Origin of the sequence: Streptomyces sp. NPDC060028, assembly GCF_042736725.1 — a bacterium.
In the GTDB taxonomy this organism is placed as follows: domain Bacteria; phylum Actinomycetota; class Actinomycetes; order Streptomycetales; family Streptomycetaceae; genus Streptomyces.
In genome coordinates this window covers 1-17044 of the sequence record NZ_JBHWVJ010000127.1, presented here as the reverse complement: position 1 = coordinate 17044, position 17044 = coordinate 1, and the positions used below count along the sequence as shown (strand labels likewise).

Sequence of the window (17044 nt, the reverse complement as noted above, 5' to 3'; positions counted from 1 at the left end):
GGGGGCCGGCCCCTCCCGCGGGCGGGGGGGGGGCCCGGGTGGCCAAAAACACCCCCTACCCCCGTTGCCGCTCCCCCCCCCCCCCCGGCCCCGGGGGGGCCCGGGCCCCCCCTCCCGGGCGCCCCCGGGCCCCTCGCCTTGTGTGTGTAGGGGGCGACCGCAGGCCGGTCAGCCCTCCAGCAACGCGGCCAGCCCCTGCGGGGTCAGCGCCAGCGCGTCCGCGAGGTCCACGGCCCGCGCCATCTCCTCGGCCCGCCGCTGCCACTCGGCCGCGCCCAGCTCCGTGAACGCCTCCAGCGCCAGACCGAGCGGCTCCCGCGCCCGCGCCTCCCCGCGCAGCGCCAGCGCACAGGCCAGGTCGAGCGATATCCGCGCCTGCAGGAACCGGTCCTGCACCTCCCGCGCGGCCACCAGCGCGTCCGCCAGCACCGCCTCGGCGTCCGCGGACCGGCCCTGGCGCCAGCGCGCCTCGCCGATCCCGCGCAGCGCGTACGCCTCGCCGAGCCGGTCCCCGCCCTCGCGGGTGAGCCGCAGCACCGTCGCGCAGGTCTGCTCGGCCTTCGTGAGGTCGCCGAGCCGCAGCAGTGCCTCGGCCAGCCGGTACGTGTTCTGGTTCTCGCCCCGTACGCTGCCGGCCTCCCGGCTCTTGGCGATGGCCTCGGTGCACAGGGCGATGCCGACGGCGAGGTTGCCCCGCTCCATCTCCACCTGGGCCAGCAAGCCCATCACATGGGATTCGCCGGCTCCGTCACCCGCCTCCCGGAAGCACTCCAGGGACTCCCGGGCATCGCGCGCCGCGCCCTCCAGGTCGCCGAAGAACCGCGCGCACAGCGCCAGGCTGCGCAGGGCCAGGGCCTTGCCGTGCACCTCGCCGAGCTGGTCCCACAGCGGCGCCGCCCGGGTCAGCCAGCCCCAGGCCTCGCGGTAGTCGCGCCGGTAGATCGCCAGCGTGCCCAGCGAGCGGAGCATGGCGGCCTCGCCGAGCCGGTCGCCGGCCAGTTCCGCGGCGCGCAGCGAATGCTCGGCGCAGGAGCGCCAGTCCTCCCAGTAGTTGCGGACCTCGAAGAGCGGGGTGCTGTTCTGGGTCAGGGCCCACGCGTAGGCGGAGCGCTCCGAGCCGGCGGCCTGCTCGATCACGTCGGTGAGGGCGCTGCGCTCGGACTCGAACCACTCCATCGGGTCCGCGAGCAGTTCCTCCATCAGCTCCGGGTCTAAGGCCATCCGCTCCACCTGGCCGTAGCTGATGGCGGCATCACCGCCGTACGTCAGCAGCCGGGCGGCGTCGGCCAGCGCCAGCCAGCCGCCGTACGCCCGCTCCAGCGCTGCCCCGCGCTCCTCCTCGGTCTCCTCGGCCTGGGCCATCTCCCAGGCGAAGAGCCGCAGCAGGTCCTGGAACCGGTAGCGGGTGACCGGCCCGGAGGCGGTGGCCACCTCCAGCAGCTGGGCGTCGACCAGCTGCTCCAGGAGGTTCTCCGCGTCCATCTGGTCGGCGTCGATCAGCGCGGCGCCCACCCAGGCGGCGAAGTCGGGCACGTTGAGCAGCCCGACCCGCCGGTAGAGCTGGCGTGCGGCGGCCGACAGATCGCGGTAGCTGAGCCGGAAGCCGGCCCGTACGCCGCCCTCGCCGGGGCTCAGTTCGTCCAGTCTGCGGCGCTGGTTCTCCAGCCGGCCCACGAGGCTGCGCACCGACCAGTGCGGCTTGGCCGCGAGCCGGGCGCCCGCGATGCGCAGGGCGAGCGGCAGCCGGTCGCACAGTTCGCCGAGGCGTGCGGTGGAGGCCGGGTCGGCGCCGATCCGGTGGTCGCCGGCCACTTCACCGAGCAGCGCGGCGGCCTCCTCGGGGTCCATGGACTGGAGCCCGATCTGCAGGACGGCGTAATCGCCGATCATCTCACCCATGACGTCGCGGCCGGTGATCAGCACGCAGCAGCGGCCGTTGCCGGGCAGCAGCGGGCGGATCTGCTGGAAGGAGCGGGCGTTGTCCAGGACGATCAGGACGCGCTTGCCGCCGAGCACGCTGCGGTAGAGCGCGGCGCGGTCGCCGGGGTCGGCGGGGATCTGCTGGGCGGGCACCCCGAGGGCGCGCAGGAAGCGGTCGAGGGTGGTGGCGGGCGGGACGGGATCGTCCTTCTCGTCGTACCCGCGCAGGTCGGTGAAGAGCTGGCCGTCGGGGAAGCGGGCGGCGACGTTGTTGGCCCAGCGCACCGCGAGGGCGGTCTTGCCGACGCCTCCTATCCCGCTGATCGCGGCGATGGTCAGCGGCGACTGGCCCAGGCGCTCGTCGAGCATCCGGTCCATGGCGCTGAGTTCCTTGATCCGGCCGGTGAAGGAGGCCGAGTCCCCGGGCAGTTGGGCCGGTACGTTCGCGGCCATCGGCTGGGCGAGCTGGGTCGCGGGCTGCGAGAGTTCCGGCGAGTCCTGGAGGACCAGGTCGTGCAGGCCCTGCAGGGCCGGTCCGGGCTCGATGCCCAGCTCGTCGACCAGCAGGCGGCGGCCCTCGCGGAAGACGTTCAGGGCGTCGGCGCGGCGGCCCGCGCGGTAGTTCGCCAGGATCAGGTGGGCGCGGGCCTGTTCGCGCAGCGGGTGTTCCGCCACGAGCGCGGTCAGCGCCGGGATGAGCGTGTGGTGGCGGCCCAGCTGGAGCTGCAGGCCGGCGTACTCCTCGTGGACGTCGAGGCGCAGTTCCTCCAGCCGGACGGCCTCCTGCTCGACGTGGTGCCCGGTGACCCCGTCCATGGCCCGGCCGCGCCACAGCGACAGCGCCTCGGAGAACACCTCGCAGGCCTCGGCCGCCTGGCCGCCGCGGGCGAGTTCGCGGGCCTGGCCCACGCGGTCCTGGAAGTCGACCGCGTCGATGCGGTGCTCCAGCGGGTTGAGGATGTATCCGGGGTGCGAGGTCAGGATCAGCTCGTTCACCCCGACCGTGTCCTTGAAGACCTTGCGCAGTCCGGCGACGCAGATGGCGATCTGGTTGCGTGCGGTGGTCGGTGCGCCGTTCGGCCAGACGGCTTCGATCAGGGCGTCCACCGAGACGACCCGGCAGGACGCGAGCAGCAGCATGGTCAGGACGGTGCGTTGGCGTGCTCCTCCGATCCGCAGAGCTTCCCCGCCGACCTGCACCTCCAGTGGTCCGAGCAATCTGAACACGGCCTGATGCACTTCGACTCCCTCTGCAACAAGGCACCCCCCCGGTGCACCCTGGCCCATTGTGATCACTTACTGGCCAGTAATTCACTCCAGTCACAGCGCAGAATCGTTTGAGTTACCTTCGGTAGACCGGTTGTCGCGCATTTGGCACGGGAAGTCCCCGCCGCCTGACCAGCTGCTGGACACCCCGGGTCCCCGCTCCCGTGCGAACGGAGGCCGAACTCGGGGTAACGCGGACGGTCGGTGGCGGTCACAGCACTAGCGGCCCGGTGCGGTGCGCAGCGAGCGGCCGAATCCCGAGGCCAGCGGCATGCGCAGGCCCAGCGGCGGCGGGGCCGCCAGCGCGTCGGTCACGGGGCGGGAGTAGCGGCCCGAGAACATCGAGCCGAGGACGAAGTCCACCGACAGCGCGACGACCTCCGCCTGGTGATCGCGCAGGCTGTGCCCATCGGAGTGCACTTCAAACCGGCACGTTTCACGATTGGCTTTTTTCGCTCGGGTCGCGAGCCGGAAGGACAGTTCCGGGTCGCTGCGCGCGTCGTTGGTGCCGTGCACGATCAGCACCCGGCGCCCTAAGAGCTGTTTCACCGGTTCAGGGGACCCCCCGGCGGACGGCTCCGCAAGGCAAGGGGCCAGCACCAGCACGGAGTTGACGGCCTCGTGCCCCGCCGCCGCGAGCGCCGCCCGGCCGCCCGCGTCGTAGCCGGCCAGGCACACCGGCACGTCCCCGTACCGGCGCACCACCTCGTCCGCCGCCCACCCCGCCCCTTCGGCGCGGGAGAGCCCGCCGTGCAGGACGGTGTGCGTGACCAGCCCGTCCGCCGCGCCCGCCCGGGCCAGTGCCCGCGCGAGCGGACGTACCGGACCGGGAGACAATCTGGACGCTCCGGGAAGCAGGAGCACCACCCCGCTGACCGTGCCGACCGTCGAGCCCGAGCCGGTCGCGCCGACCGCCCGCCCCAGACGGGCCCCGCGCGCCGGCGGCGCATGCTGTGCCATGACGAAACAGTCTCAGACCGGCGGGCGTCCGCACCACAGTCCGGCCAAGCCCACCGCCCCCGGAAGTCAATGTTGTGTATCGACCGGCCGTCAACGCCTCGCTCTACGCGCGTAGGAGCTAGAGTGCCCAGATGACGAGCGAGACCCCCAACCTGCCCACGCCGGATCAGATCCGCCGCTCCCCGAAGGTGCTCCTGCACGACCACCTCGACGGTGGTCTGCGCCCCGGGACGATCATCGAGCTGGCCCGCGAGGTCGGCTACGACCACCTCCCCGAGACCGACGCCGACAAGCTCGGCATCTGGTTCCGGGAAGCCGCCGACTCAGGCTCCCTCGAGCGCTACCTGGAGACGTTCGCGCACACCTGCGCCGTCATGCAGACGAAGGCGGCCATCACCCGGGTCGCCGCCGAGTGCGCCGAGGACCTGGCCGAGGACGGCGTCGTGTACGCCGAGATCCGCTACGCGCCCGAGCAGCACCTGGAAGCCGGCCTGACCCTCGAAGAGGTCGTCGAGGCGGTCAACGACGGCTTCCGCGAGGGCGAGCGCCGCGCGAAGGCCAACGGCCACCGCATCCGCGTCGGCGCCCTGCTGACCGCGATGCGTCACGCCGCCCGTGCGCTGGAGATCGCCGAGCTGGCGAACCGCTACCGCGACAACGGCGTGGTCGGCTTCGACATCGCCGGCGCCGAGGCCGGGTTCCCTCCCACCCGCCACCTCGACGCGTTCGAGTACCTCAAGCGCGAGAACAACCACTTCACCATCCACGCGGGCGAGGCCTTCGGCCTGCCGTCGATCTGGCAGGCCCTGCAGTGGTGCGGCGCCGACCGCCTCGGCCACGGCGTGAAGATCATCGACGATGTCGAGGTCGCCGCCGACGGCTCGGTGACCCTGGGGCGCCTGGCCGCCTACGTCCGGGACAAGCGCATCCCGCTGGAGATGTGTCCCACCTCGAACCTGCAGACCGGCGCGGCCGCCTCGTACGCCGAGCACCCGATCGGCCTGCTGCGCAAGCTGCACTTCAGGCTCACCGTCAACACCGACAACCGGCTGATGAGCGGCACCAGCATGAGCCGCGAGTTCGAGCACCTGGTCGACGCCTTCGGCTACTCGCTGGACGACATGCAGTGGTTCACCGTCAATGCGATGAAGTCCGCGTTCATTCCTTTCGATGAACGGCTGGCCATGATCAACGAGGTGATCAAGCCGGGCTATGCGGAGCTGAAGTCGGAGTGGCTGTTCCGTCAGACCGCCTCCACCAGCGGTTCTGTTTCGGCATAGGCCATGGCGTGACGTACTGAAGGCGCCCGGGAGGAGCAATTCCCGGGCGCCTTCTCATATTTACAGATGTTTGCGGGCGGGGGTTTCAAGTGACTAGTTTGCGGAGCCGCTCAATTCCCCGTCGCAAGGACACGTTTTCATGAAGCAGTCAGCTGCCAAGACCCTCGGTGTCGCCGCTCTCGGTGCCGCCTTCGCCGCCGTCGCCGCCGGTTCCGCTTCGGCTGCAGTCCCCGCCGTCGGCCTCACCGACGCGCTGGGCACCGCCACCACCGCGGTCCAGGGCCTCACCAGCCAGCAGCAGGTGAGCCCGGAGGGCCAGGAGGCGAGCGACCCGGGCCAGGCCCTCGGCGCGGTGACCGGTCTGCTCGGCGGCCTCCCGACGAGCGGCCTCGGCGCCTGACCCACGCCGCCACTCGCACGGAATTCGTACGAGATCCGCACGCGCGCACGCGTGGCGCACACCTCTTCGAGCAGGTGTGCGCCACGTCGCGCCGTGTGCCACGATCACCCCAACCGCCCGCCTACGCACGGGGTATGAGGTCATCGGTGATGCGCATGAAGCCACGAGTCACGGTCCGGACGGCCGCCGCCGCACTGCTCCCCGCGCTGCTTCTCGCAGCCGTGGGTTGCAGCAGTACGAGCACCCCCGCGGCCGGAAAGTCCCCGGACCCCAAGGGCTCGGCGGGCGCGCCCGGCTCCTCCGGCGCGCCAGGCTCCTCCGGCGCGTCTGACGGCCCCGGAGCCGCGGGCGGCCCGGGCGGTTCGGCCATGCCCGGGACGGGCGGCAGCAGGCTGGAGCGGTCCGCCCTGGAACAGGGCGACCTGCCCGGCTACCAGGTCTCGGCCCAGGGCAAGAACCCGAACGCCCCGGACGGTCAGCCGCAGGCCGACCGCAAGGCCTGCCAGCCGCTGGCCGACATCATGGGCGACAAGCCGGACCCGGTCGCGCGCGAGACCGTCAACCGGGGCGTCGGCTCCCGCAAGCAGGCCGGTCTCGCTGTCTCCGCCTCCGTCAGCTCCTACGCCGAGTCCGACGCCAAGTCGCTGATCGCCCGGCTGAAGGCCGCGGTCGCCGCCTGCGGTACGGGCTTCTCCGCCACGGTCGAGAAGCAGACGGGCAGCTACCGCGACGTGAAGGCCGTCGACTACAAGACGGGGGGCGACGAGAGCGTCAGCTGGACCACGACCGCCGCCGGCTCCGGCGTCGCGGCCCCGGTGCACCTGGTCGTCGTACGCCAAGGCGGCACCATCGTGCGGCTCATGGCCCTCAACGTGGCGGCCGCGCAGCAGCAGCCGCAGGTTCCGCACGAAGTGGCGGACAAGCAGCTCGAAAAGGTCCGGAAGGCCGGATAGCCGCAATCACCAGGCGGTCGAGGCGGACTTCTCGTTCGGCAGCAGTACCCACAGCGCGATGTAGATCAGGAACTGCGGGCCGGGCAGCAGGCACGAGACGATGAATATGGTCCGCATCAGGCCGGGCGACATTCCGAAACGCCGCGCCAGTCCGGCGCAGACTCCGCCGATCCATCGTCCGTCACGGGGGCGAACAAGGGCGCTCATGGTTACTCCTTCGTCGGTATCGCTTTCTTTGCGATGCCTCAATACTCCCGCTGGACCGCCGACAGGACGTCGGTCCACGGGCCGAGCCCGACCCTGGTAATTCTCGGGGTCGCCCCCTGAGAAAGAACCTGTGAACGCCGCTTTCGCGCGCGCAGCGCCGGCACGACGGCCACGTGGGCCAGCACCACGCCCGCGGTGTTGAGCAGCAGCGAATCGATGTCGACCACCCGGCCCGGGACCGCGGTCTGGAGCATCCCGATGCCCACCGAGACCAGCGCGCCCGCGGCGGCCGTGCGGGCCAGCGAGGACCAGGCGGCCAGCGGCGACAGCTCCATCCGGCCGCCGGTCAAGGGGAGGAGCACCCCGAGCGGGGCGAGCAGCGCCACCCCTTCGCCGATCTGCCGGACGGCCTCCAGCGGCCCGGCCGCGAGGGCCGCCCTGATCCCCTCGAGCGGGGTCAGGTTGGCGGCCGGGGTCCAGGGCACGTCCAGTGGTCGCAGGGTCAGCCACCCGACGAGGAGGAGGTGGGCGGCCAGCAGGACCCCGGAGAGGGTCCGGTGCCGGAGGGTGGTGACGGCGCTGTGGCCGGCCTCTTGACGCTGCACACCTGCGAAGACGCAGCGTCCGGTATCCGCGGTTCCGCGTTGTCCGCCGGTCAGCCCGTGGCGAGCAGCACAATCGCGAGCAGTGCGCCGACGAGGGCGGGGGCGATGATCTCGTAGGCCCAGCGGACCAGGACGTCGCCCTGGGCCCCGGTCCGCCCGGCGCCGCGCTCCCGCAGTTCCCGCAGCTCGTCGACGACCCGGTCGGCGCCCGCCCGCCGCGGCTGGGCCTCGGCCTCGGCGCCGGCCCGGGCCCCGGGCCCGGCCTGCGGTTTGGGCGCCGCGGCGCCCCGCCCGAGGAGGCCGCCGCGGCCGGACTGCGGCCGGTTGGCCTTCTTGCGTTCCCGCAGCGATACGGGCACGGACCAGAGCTGGTACTTCGACCCCTCGGCCAGCACCTCGGCGGAGTACCCGGCCCGTACGGCGTCGACGGCGCCCCAGGGCAGCTCGATGACCCGGAAGGGGTTCCGTACGCGCAGCCGGTCGTCATTGGCGAACACGGCGGGCCGGATCGTGAAGGCCACGATCAGCGGAAGCGCGCACAGCGCCACGGCGAGCGCCACCCACGGCGTGTTCCCGGAACCGCGTACCACCGCATCCCCGCACAGCCAGAGGGTGAGTGCGATCAGCAGCACCCCGGTGACGACGGCCATGGGGGAGCGGTAGACCCGGTCGTCGTAGACCGGCTCGTCGGGGGAGGGCGTAGTCATGTGGCCGATTGTGCCGTACGCCCCCGCGCCACACATGACGGCCGTCACGCCCATATGTGCGGGGTGGGGGGTGACAGGCAGCTACGCGCGTAGATATGCTCATGTGGTGACCATGCCCACCACCCTCACCGCATTCGCTGACGTGACGACGTCCGACAGTGCGCTGCGCCGCTTCCTGCACGGGCTGCCCGGCGTCGACGCTGTCGGCCTGGAGGCCCGCGCGGCCTCCCTCGGCACCCGTTCGATCAAGACGACGGCCAAGGCGTACGCCATCGACCTGGCCATCTCGATGATCGACCTGACGACGCTCGAAGGCGCGGACACCCCGGGCAAGGTCCGGGCGCTCTCCGCCAAGGCCGTCCATCCCGATCCCACCGACCGCACCACGCCCATGACGGCCGCCGTCTGCGTGTACCCGGACATGGTGGCCACCGCGAAGGCCGCCCTGAACGGCGCCGACGTGAAGGTGGCCTCCGTCGCGACGGCGTTCCCCGCCGGCCGCGCCGCCCTGCCCGTCAAGCTCGCCGACACGGCCGACGCCGTGGCCGCCGGCGCCGACGAGATCGACATGGTCATCGACCGTGGCGCCTTCCTCGCCGGCCACTACCTGGACACGTACGAGCTGATCAAGGCCGTCAAGGAGGCGTGCGTACGCCCCGACGGCAGCGCCGCCCGGCTCAAGGTGATCTTCGAGACCGGCGAGCTGTCCACGTACGACAACATCCGCCGGGCCTCCTGGATCGGCATGCTCGCGGGCGCCGACTTCATCAAGACCTCCACCGGCAAGGTGGGCGTGAACGCCACCCCCGCCAACACCCTGCTCATGCTCGAAGCCGTCCGCGACTTCAAGGAGCAGACTGGAATCCAGATCGGCGTGAAGCCGGCCGGCGGCATCCGGACCACCAAGGACGCCATCAAGTTCCTGGTCCTGGTCAACGAGACCGCGGGCGAGGACTGGCTGAGCAACCACTGGTTCCGCTTCGGCGCCTCCAGCTTGCTCAACGACCTGCTGATGCAGCGCCAGAAGCTGAGCACCGGCCGTTACTCCGGTCCCGACTACGTGACGGTGGACTGATCACCATGGCATCCCTCTTCGAGTACGCACCGGCTCCCGAGTCCCGCTCGGTCGTCGACATCGCCCCCTCCTACGGGCTCTTCATCGACGGTGAATTCACCGACGCCGCCGACGGCAGGGTCTTCAAGACCGTCTCGCCGAGCAGCGAGGAAGTGCTGGCCGAGGTCGCCCAGGCCGGCGCCGCCGACGTCGACCGCGCCGTGAAGGCCGCCCGCAAGGCCTTCGTGAAGTGGTCCGCGCTGCCGGGCTCCGAGCGCGCCAAGTACCTCTTCCGCATCGCCCGGATCATCCAGGAGCGCAGCCGCGAGCTGGCCGTCCTGGAGACCCTGGACAACGGCAAGCCGATCAAGGAGACCCGCGACGCGGACCTCCCGCTGGTCGCCGCGCACTTCTTCTACTACGCGGGCTGGGCCGACAAGCTCGACCACGCCGGCTACGGCCCGAACCCGCGCCCGCTGGGCGTGGCCGGCCAGGTCATCCCGTGGAACTTCCCGCTCCTGATGCTGGCGTGGAAGATCGCCCCGGCGCTCGCCACCGGCAACACGGTCGTGCTGAAGCCGGCGGAGACGACCCCCCTCTCGGCGCTGTTCTTCGCGGACATCTGCCGCCAGGCGGGCCTGCCCAAGGGCGTCGTCAACATCCTCACCGGCTACGGCGACGCGGGCGCGGCCCTCGTCGAGCACCCGGACGTCAACAAGGTCGCCTTCACCGGTTCGACGGCCGTGGGCAAGAAGATCGCCCGCCACGTCGCCGGCACCGACAAGAAGGTCACCCTGGAGCTGGGCGGCAAGGGCGCCAACATCGTCTTCGACGACGCCCCCATCGACCAGGCCGTCGAGGGCATCGTCACCGGCATCTTCTTCAACCAGGGCCAGGTCTGCTGCGCGGGCTCGCGCCTGCTGGTCCAGGAGTCGATCCACGACGAGCTCCTCGACTCCCTCAAGCGCCGCCTCTCCACGCTGCGCCTGGGCGACCCGCTCGACAAGAACACCGACATCGGCGCGATCAACTCCGCCGAGCAGCTCGCCCGGATCACCGCGCTCGCGGAGACCGGCGAGGCCGAGGGCGCCGAGCGCTGGTCCCCGGCGTGCGAGCTGCCGTCCGCCGGCTACTGGTTCGCCCCGACGCTCTTCACGAACGTCACCCAGGCGCACACCGTCGCCCGCGACGAGATCTTCGGTCCGGTCCTGTCCGTGCTGACCTTCCGTACGCCGGACGAGGCCGTCGCCAAGGCCAACAACAGCCAGTACGGCCTGTCCGCCGGCATCTGGACGGAGAAGGGCAGCCGCATCCTGGCGGTCGCGAACCAGCTCCGCGCGGGTGTGGTGTGGGCCAACACGTTCAACAAGTTCGACCCGACCTCGCCCTTCGGCGGCTACAAGGAGTCGGGCTTCGGCCGCGAGGGCGGCCGCCACGGCCTGGAGGGCTACCTCGATGTCTGATCTGTCGGCGGCGCCCGCGCGCCTGAACGTCTTCAAGACCTACAAGCTGTACGTCGGGGGCAAGTTCCCCCGCTCCGAGAGCGGCCGGGTGTACGAGGTGACGGACTCCAAGGGCAACTGGCTGGCCAACGCGCCGCTGTCCTCCCGCAAGGACGCGCGTGACGCGGTCGTCGCGGCCCGCAAGGCCTTCGGCGGCTGGTCGGGCGCGACCGCGTACAACCGCGGGCAGATCCTCTACCGCGTCGCCGAGATGCTGGAGGGCCGCCGGGAGCAGTTCGTCCGCGAGGTCGGCGAGGCCGAGGGCCTGTCCAAGTCCAAGGCCGGCGCGGTCGTGGACGCGGCCGTCGACCGCTGGGTCTGGTACGCCGGCTGGACCGACAAGATCGGCCAGATCGTCGGCGGGGCCAACCCGGTCGCGGGCCCGTTCTTCAACCTCTCCACCCCGGAGCCGACCGGTGTCGTCACCGTGGTCGCCCCGCAGGACTCGTCCTTCCTGGGCCTGATCTCGGTGATCGCCCCGGTCATCGCGACGGGCAACACGGTGGTCGTGATCGCCTCGGAGAAGTCCCCGCTCCCCGCCCTCTCCCTCGGCGAGGTGCTCGCCACCTCCGACCTGCCGGGCGGCGTCGTCAACATCCTGTCCGGCAAGGCCGCCGAGATGGGTCCGCACCTGGCGTCCCACCAGGACGTCAACGCGATCGACCTGGCGGGCGCGGACGTCGCGCTGGCCAAGGAGCTGGAGATCGCGGCGGCGGACAACCTCAAGCGCGTTCTGCGTCCACAGCCTGTGGACGACTGGAACGCGGACCCGGGCACGTCGCGCATGACGGCGTTCCTGGAGACCAAGACCGTCTGGCACCCCACGGGTTCGCTGGGCGCGGGCGGCTCGTCCTACTAGGACCGGCCCCCTCCGAGAACGGGCCCGGCAGCGTCCCCCGCGCTGCCGGGCCTTTCCCGTACCCGCTTTCCGGCTACTTCTTGGGCAGGACCGGCCCGAGCAGTGAGGACACGGCGGCGGTGGGCAGCTCGCCGACCGAGGGGCCCCTCGTCAGGGTGCCGGTGACCATGCCGGTGCCGACCGCGGGAAAGTCCGCGATCTTGGTGGCGATGCCGTTGTCCAACGGGTCCACGCCGGTGTTGGCCAGCGGATTCACCTTGAGGTTGGCGATCGGGTCGGCGACCCCGGCCAGGGCCGCAGGTACCGAGAGCTCGCCCGCCTGGGCGCCGCCGGCCGCCATCGCCAGGGCCGCGCCGGCCATGGAGAGGGTCAGCCCCGCGGTCCGGAGCCGCTTCGGTGGGGTGGGAGCTGCGTGACGTGCCATGGGTTCCCGCCTGTGGTCGTAGTCGCGTGCGCACACAGCGTAGCGGCGCCGGGTTCCCGGTTTCCAACCGGCGGTCCGCGGGGGCGGTGTGAGGGTTCTCGCAGGCGGTGTCGGCGGTGTGTTGATACGCCGGGTCATGCCGCACACTGGTGTCCCGTGAGCTCTCCTCTGCCGACGCGTGTCGCCCTGCTGACCGGCCCCTCGGGGTCCGGCAAGTCCTCACTGGCAGCGCGGTCCGGTCTCCCCGTGCTGCGCCTGGACGACTTCTACAAGGAGGGGACCGACCCGACCCTCCCGTTGGTGGGGGGCAGCTCCGACATCGACTGGGACTCCCCGCTGTCGTGGGACGCGGACGCCGCGGTGGCCGCCGTCGCGGAGCTGTGCGCGGCGGGCCGTACCGAGGTCCCCGTCTACGACATCTCCACCAGCTCCCGTACGGGCGCCGAGGTGTTGGACATCGACCGGACCCCGCTGTTCATCGCCGAGGGCATCTTCGCGGCCGACATCGCGGCCCGCTGCCAGGAGCTCGGGCTGCTGGCCGACGCGATCTGCCTGCGCGGCCGCCCCTCGACCACCTTCCGGCGCCGGCTGGCCCGTGACCTGCGGGAGGGTCGCAAATCGGTCCTCTTCCTGCTGCGCAGGGGCTGGCGGCTGATGCGTGCCGAACGCGGCATCGTGGCCCGGCACGCCGCCCTGGGCGCGCACCCCTGCGGCCGCGACGAAGCCCTCGGCCGCCTGGCCGCCGCCGCGGCAGGCCGCCACCGCACGGCCACAGCCCCGGCATAGCGGCGCTGACCCCGGCCGAGCCGCACATGCGAAAAGGCGGGACCATGCGGACCCCCGGCCGCCTGATCCCGCCTTTCCCCCCCGTGACCCCCGCCCCACCCCCGTAGGACGGGCCCCCTGGCCCCATGGCTTGTGGTGTCGCTTACGCGACCAGCTCCTCGAAGGACGCCGCCTCGTCACGGCCGAAGCTCAGCGCCTCGTCCTCCCGCAGCCGCCGCAGCGTCCGCCAGATGCTCGACTTCACCGTGCCGACGCTGATGTCCAGGATCTCCGCGATCTCCGGATCCGTACGGCCCTCGTAGTACCGGAGCACCAGCATCGTGCGCTGCGGCTCCGGGATGCGGGACAGCGCCTGCCACAGCACCGCGCGCAGCTCCGTACCCCGCATCGCGTCCGTGTCCGAGGCCGTCTCCGGCAGCTCCTCCGTCGGGTACTCGTTCAGCTTCCGCCGACGCCAGGCACTGATGTGCAGGTTCGTCATCGTGCGGCGCAGGTACCCGCCCACCGCCGCCTTGTCGCTGATGCGGTCCCACGCCCGGTACGTCGAGAACAGCGCGCTCTGCAGCAGGTCCTCGGCCTCGTAGCGGTCCCCGGTCAGGTGGAAGGCCGTCGCGTACAGCGCGGCCCGCCGCTCCTGGACGTACGCCGTGAACTCCGCCTCCGAGGCGGCCGACGGCGCCGGCCGGCGCTGCGCGGGGACGGTGGTGGACTGGGTGGACTGGTAGGTGTTCGCGTCGATGGCCACCACGTGCGCCGGCCGCGGACGAGCGGCCGTCACCGTACGGACACCCGCCCGGCGGTTCACATCGTGCAGCCGCGTGACAACCGCGCTGGTGGTGGTGCTGTGCAGCGTGTTCATCTCGCGCCCCCCGTCGTGGAGTCTGCTTCGGTCCGTTGTCTCGATGACAAAAGACTGCCCGCCCGACATAACCGGGGTGTCCTTCGACTGTCACAGGCCTGTCACAGCGACCCGTGGCACGATCCGCCCCGCGCGACGGTCGAACTCCCAACGGCCGATGGGACAGAATGAGCCCGTGCCTTTCCTGTTGCTGATCGAGGACGACGACGCCATCCGCACGGCCCTCGAACTCTCCCTGTCACGCCAGGGCCACCGTGTGGCCACTGCGGCGACGGGTGAGGACGGCCTGAAACTGCTGCGCGAGCAGCGGCCGGACCTGATCGTGCTCGACGTCATGCTGCCCGGGATCGACGGCTTCGAGGTGTGCCGGCGCATCCGCCGCACCGACCAGCTGCCGATCATCCTGCTCACCGCGCGGAGCGACGACATCGATGTCGTCGTCGGCCTGGAGTCCGGCGCGGACGACTACGTGGTCAAGCCCGTCCAGGGCCGGGTGCTCGACGCCCGGATCCGGGCCGTGCTGCGCCGCGGCGAGCGCGAGGCGAGCGATTCGGCCGTCTTCGGCTCCCTGGTCATCGACAGGGCCGCCATGACGGTGACCAAGAACGGCGAGGACCTCCAGCTCACCCCGACCGAGCTGCGGCTGCTGCTGGAGCTCAGCCGGCGGCCCGGCCAGGCGCTCTCGCGCCAGCAACTGCTGCGGCTGGTGTGGGAACACGACTACCTCGGCGACTCCCGCCTCGTCGACGCGTGCGTGCAGCGGCTGCGCGCCAAGGTCGAGGAAGTGCCGTCTTCGCCGACCCTGATCCGTACCGTCCGCGGCGTCGGTTACCGGCTGGACTCCCCGCAGTGATCAGAGCCCTGTTCGCGGGCCGGCGCTGGACCAGCCTGCGGCTGCGGCTCCTCGTGGTGTTCGCGCTGGTCGCGCTGACGGCCGCGGTCTCCGCCTCCGGCATCGCGTACTGGCTCAACCGGGAAGCGGTGCTGACCCGGACGCAGGACGCCGCCCTCGGCGACTTCCGGCAGGAGATGCAGAACCGGGCCGCCGCGCTGCCCGCGGACCCGACCCCGGAGGAGATGCAGCGCACCGCCGAGCTGATGGCGGGCAGCAGCCCCGGGTACAGCGTGCTGCTGGTGCAGGAGCGCAAGGACAAGCGCAAGGTGTTCGGCGCGGCCGGTCCCGACGCCTTCGGGCTGGCCGACGTACCGAAGTCGCTGCAGCACGCGGTGAACGACCAGCAGAAGACGACGGCCGCCAACGACGCCGAGTACCACATGTACTGGCAGCGGACGAAGCCGCACGGGAACCCGTACCTGGTCGGCGGCACCCGCATCGTGGGCGGCGGGCCGACCGGCTACATGTACAAGTCTCTGGCCACGGAGCGGGACGACCTCAACGCCCTGGGCTGGTCGCTGACCATCGCGACCGTCCTGGCACTGCTCGGCTCCGCGCTGCTGGCGCAGGCCGCGGCCCGTACCGTGCTCAAGCCCGTGCAGCGGCTGGGGGACGCGGCCCGGCGGCTCGGCGAGGGCGAGCTGGACCACCGCCTCGACGTGTCCGGGACCGACGAACTGGCGGATCTGTCGCACACCTTCAACAAGACGGCGGAGGCGCTGGAGAAGAAGGTCGCCGACATGAGCGCGCGGGAGGAGTCCAGCCGGCGGTTCGTCGCGGACATGTCCCACGAACTGCGCACGCCCCTGACGGCGTTGACGGCGGTGGCCGAGGTGCTGGAGGAGGAGGTCGACGACCTCGATCCGATGATCGCACCGGCGGTGGCGCTGGTCGTCAGCGAGACGCGGCGCCTCAACAACCTGGTGGAGAACCTGATGGAGGTCACCCGCTTCGACGCGGGCACGGCCCGGCTGGTGCTGGACGACGTGGACGTGGCCGACCAGGTCACCGCCTGCATCGACGCACGGGCCTGGCTCGACGCCGTCGAACTCGACGCCGAGCGCGGGATCGTGGCGCGGCTCGACCCGCGGCGGCTGGACGTCATCCTGGCCAACCTGATCGGCAACGCGCTCAAGCACGGCGGATCGCCGGTACGGGTCTTCGTGCGGGTGGAGGGGGAGTGGCTGGTCATCGCGGTCAAGGACAACGGACCCGGCATCCCCGAGGCCGTCCTGCCGCACGTCTTCGACCGCTTCTACAAGGCGAGCGCGTCGCGCCCGAAGTCCGACGGGAGCGGGCTGGGCCTGTCCATCGCGATGGAGAACGCGCACATCCACGGCGGCGACATCAGCGCCGCCAACGCGGACGGGGGCGGGGCGCTGTTCACGCTGCGGCTGCCGGTGGACGTGGGGAAGGTGATCGCGGGTGAAGAGGCGTAGACGCGTGGCCGTCGGCGTGTCGTTGGGTCTCGTACTGCTGTCGGGCTGCGGGATCCGCGCCACCACCGTGCCGGTGGACGTGGGCGCGGCGCCGTCGCGGGTGTCGTGCGACACCCCGGCGCAGCCGGCGGGCGGGCAGAGCGGGGTGCAGGGGTTCCGGGCCACGGTGGCACTGGTCTGCGGCTCGCAGCTGGTGGGGGTGGAACGGGTGGTTCCGATCCCGGAGAAGCGGGTCCTGCGCGACCCCGTGGCGCTGGTGGCCCAGGCCCTGCTGGAGGCGCTGCAGAAGCCGCCGTCGGCCGAGGAGCGGGACGCGGGCTTCACGACCGGCGTCCCCGACGGGCTGACGGCGGCGGCCCCGCGGGCGGGTGACCCGGCGGGGGCGGTGCGGCTCAGCCGCAAGCCGGAGGATCTGCCGCCGGTGGCCCTGTCGCAGATCGTGTGCACGCTGTCGGACAGCGACGCGGTGTCGGCGGGGCCGGGGCCGGTGGTCCTGGGCGGCCCGGACGCGGATCCGCCGCGAGCCTGGGAGTGCACGGACGCGGTCCGCTCCCGCCCGGAGTCGGTCCCGACCCTGGGCGACGTGGTCCGGCCTTCGCCGCAGCCGTCCTGACCCGTCCCCCCCCGGGGGGCTGCGCCCCGGGAGGCCGCGCCTCGAACTCCCCAGACTCCGTCCGGGGACGCCCACGGGCTGAAATAGCCGCTCGCGCGGCGATTGCAGCCCCGGCCGATCCAGCGGCCCGCCAACAAGGCGGCATCAGCCACAGTGCAGCCCCGCCGACGTGTGAGGCGCGGGGGCCGGGGCGGAGCCCTCAGGACGGCGACGGCCCCCCGAGCTGGGCTCAGGGGGCCGGGCCGGCGCGGGGAGGGGCTAGTGCTGTGGTCGGAAAGGTTTGCCGGGTCGCGGTGTCCGGTGCGGTGCATCGCA

General features: G+C 72.0%; 17 protein-coding genes. 10 read left to right on the top strand and 7 right to left on the bottom strand.

Annotated elements, in window-relative coordinates:
• Positions 1 to 168: 168 nt before the first annotated feature.
• Both ACFWBF_RS35285 and ACFWBF_RS35280 read right to left on the bottom strand, forming a co-directional pair.
• The gene (locus ACFWBF_RS35285; RefSeq protein WP_385608931.1) at positions 169 to 3147 is read right to left on the bottom strand and encodes a BTAD domain-containing putative transcriptional regulator; all 2979 of its coding nucleotides are present in this window, start codon (positions 3145 to 3147) and stop codon (positions 169 to 171) included.
• Between the two features lie 258 nt (positions 3148 to 3405).
• Entirely contained in the window at positions 3406 to 4146 is a 741-nt protein-coding gene (locus tag ACFWBF_RS35280) for an alpha/beta hydrolase (RefSeq protein WP_385608930.1), read from the bottom strand.
• Between the two features lie 131 nt (positions 4147 to 4277).
• On the opposite strand from ACFWBF_RS35280, the gene ACFWBF_RS35275 reads away from it, so the two are divergent.
• From ACFWBF_RS35275 to ACFWBF_RS35265, 3 genes are all read left to right on the top strand, one after another.
• The gene (locus ACFWBF_RS35275) at positions 4278 to 5426 is read left to right on the top strand and encodes an adenosine deaminase (protein WP_385234958.1); all 1149 of its coding nucleotides are present in this window, start codon (positions 4278 to 4280) and stop codon (positions 5424 to 5426) included.
• A 139-nt stretch (positions 5427 to 5565) separates the two neighbouring features.
• Positions 5566 to 5826, top strand: a complete 261-nt coding sequence (locus tag ACFWBF_RS35270) for a hypothetical protein (RefSeq protein WP_385608929.1) — start codon at positions 5566 to 5568, stop codon at positions 5824 to 5826.
• A gap of 155 nt (positions 5827 to 5981) precedes the next feature.
• Positions 5982 to 6779: a hypothetical protein gene (locus tag ACFWBF_RS35265; protein WP_385608928.1), complete on the top strand. Its 798-nt coding sequence runs from the start codon at positions 5982 to 5984 to the stop codon at positions 6777 to 6779.
• A 6-nt stretch (positions 6780 to 6785) separates the two neighbouring features.
• Here ACFWBF_RS35265 and ACFWBF_RS35260 read toward each other — a convergent pair whose 3' ends face one another.
• The 3 genes from ACFWBF_RS35260 to ACFWBF_RS35250 are packed head-to-tail and all read right to left on the bottom strand — an operon-like array spanning position 6786 to position 8298.
• On the bottom strand, positions 6786 to 6986 hold the full coding sequence (locus ACFWBF_RS35260) for a PspC domain-containing protein (protein WP_385608927.1): 201 nt from the start codon (positions 6984 to 6986) through the stop codon (positions 6786 to 6788).
• 38 nt (positions 6987 to 7024) lie between these two features.
• Entirely contained in the window at positions 7025 to 7591 is a 567-nt protein-coding gene (locus ACFWBF_RS35255; RefSeq protein ID WP_385608926.1) for a VanZ family protein, read from the bottom strand.
• A 50-nt stretch (positions 7592 to 7641) separates the two neighbouring features.
• Entirely contained in the window at positions 7642 to 8298 is a 657-nt protein-coding gene (locus ACFWBF_RS35250; RefSeq protein ID WP_385608925.1) for a PH domain-containing protein, read from the bottom strand.
• A 112-nt stretch (positions 8299 to 8410) separates the two neighbouring features.
• On the opposite strand from ACFWBF_RS35250, the gene deoC reads away from it, so the two are divergent.
• Genes deoC through ACFWBF_RS35235 form a run of 3 tightly spaced genes read left to right on the top strand, consistent with a single transcriptional unit; the run spans position 8411 to position 11713 of the window.
• A complete protein-coding gene (gene deoC, locus ACFWBF_RS35245) occupies positions 8411 to 9373 on the top strand; it encodes a deoxyribose-phosphate aldolase (RefSeq protein ID WP_385608932.1) in 963 nt (320 codons plus the stop codon).
• Positions 9374 to 9378: 5 nt separating this feature from the next.
• A complete protein-coding gene (locus ACFWBF_RS35240; RefSeq protein WP_385608924.1) occupies positions 9379 to 10815 on the top strand; it encodes an aldehyde dehydrogenase family protein in 1437 nt (478 codons plus the stop codon).
• Positions 10808 to 11713, top strand: a complete 906-nt coding sequence (locus tag ACFWBF_RS35235) for an aldehyde dehydrogenase family protein (protein WP_385608923.1) — start codon at positions 10808 to 10810, stop codon at positions 11711 to 11713. The genes ACFWBF_RS35240 and ACFWBF_RS35235 overlap by 8 nt, the downstream gene beginning before the upstream one ends.
• A 73-nt stretch (positions 11714 to 11786) precedes the next feature.
• Here ACFWBF_RS35235 and ACFWBF_RS35230 read toward each other — a convergent pair whose 3' ends face one another.
• Complete coding sequence (locus tag ACFWBF_RS35230; protein WP_385608922.1) at positions 11787 to 12137, bottom strand: hypothetical protein; 351 nt, start codon at positions 12135 to 12137, stop codon at positions 11787 to 11789.
• A 156-nt stretch (positions 12138 to 12293) separates the two neighbouring features.
• On the opposite strand from ACFWBF_RS35230, the gene ACFWBF_RS35225 reads away from it, so the two are divergent.
• Positions 12294 to 12923 carry a uridine kinase gene (locus ACFWBF_RS35225; RefSeq protein ID WP_385608921.1) on the top strand — a complete coding sequence of 210 codons (630 nt, stop codon included), beginning with the start codon at positions 12294 to 12296 and terminating at the stop codon, positions 12921 to 12923.
• Positions 12924 to 13065: 142 nt separating this feature from the next.
• Here ACFWBF_RS35225 and ACFWBF_RS35220 read toward each other — a convergent pair whose 3' ends face one another.
• Positions 13066 to 13782: a SigE family RNA polymerase sigma factor gene (locus ACFWBF_RS35220; RefSeq protein ID WP_385608920.1), complete on the bottom strand. Its 717-nt coding sequence runs from the start codon at positions 13780 to 13782 to the stop codon at positions 13066 to 13068.
• 175 nt (positions 13783 to 13957) lie between these two features.
• Between ACFWBF_RS35220 and afsQ1 the strand changes: the two genes are divergently transcribed.
• From afsQ1 to ACFWBF_RS35205, 3 genes are read left to right on the top strand one after another with little or no spacing between them, the layout of a single operon-like run.
• Positions 13958 to 14635, top strand: a complete 678-nt coding sequence (gene afsQ1 / locus ACFWBF_RS35215) for a two-component system response regulator AfsQ1 (RefSeq protein WP_180291024.1) — start codon at positions 13958 to 13960, stop codon at positions 14633 to 14635.
• On the top strand, positions 14632 to 16116 hold the full coding sequence (locus ACFWBF_RS35210; protein ID WP_385608919.1) for an ATP-binding protein: 1485 nt from the start codon (positions 14632 to 14634) through the stop codon (positions 16114 to 16116). The genes afsQ1 and ACFWBF_RS35210 overlap by 4 nt, the downstream gene beginning before the upstream one ends.
• Positions 16103 to 16729: a hypothetical protein gene (locus ACFWBF_RS35205; RefSeq protein WP_385608918.1), complete on the top strand. Its 627-nt coding sequence runs from the start codon at positions 16103 to 16105 to the stop codon at positions 16727 to 16729. Before ACFWBF_RS35210 ends, ACFWBF_RS35205 begins: the two co-directional genes overlap by 14 nt.
• Positions 16730 to 17044 lie beyond the last annotated feature (315 nt).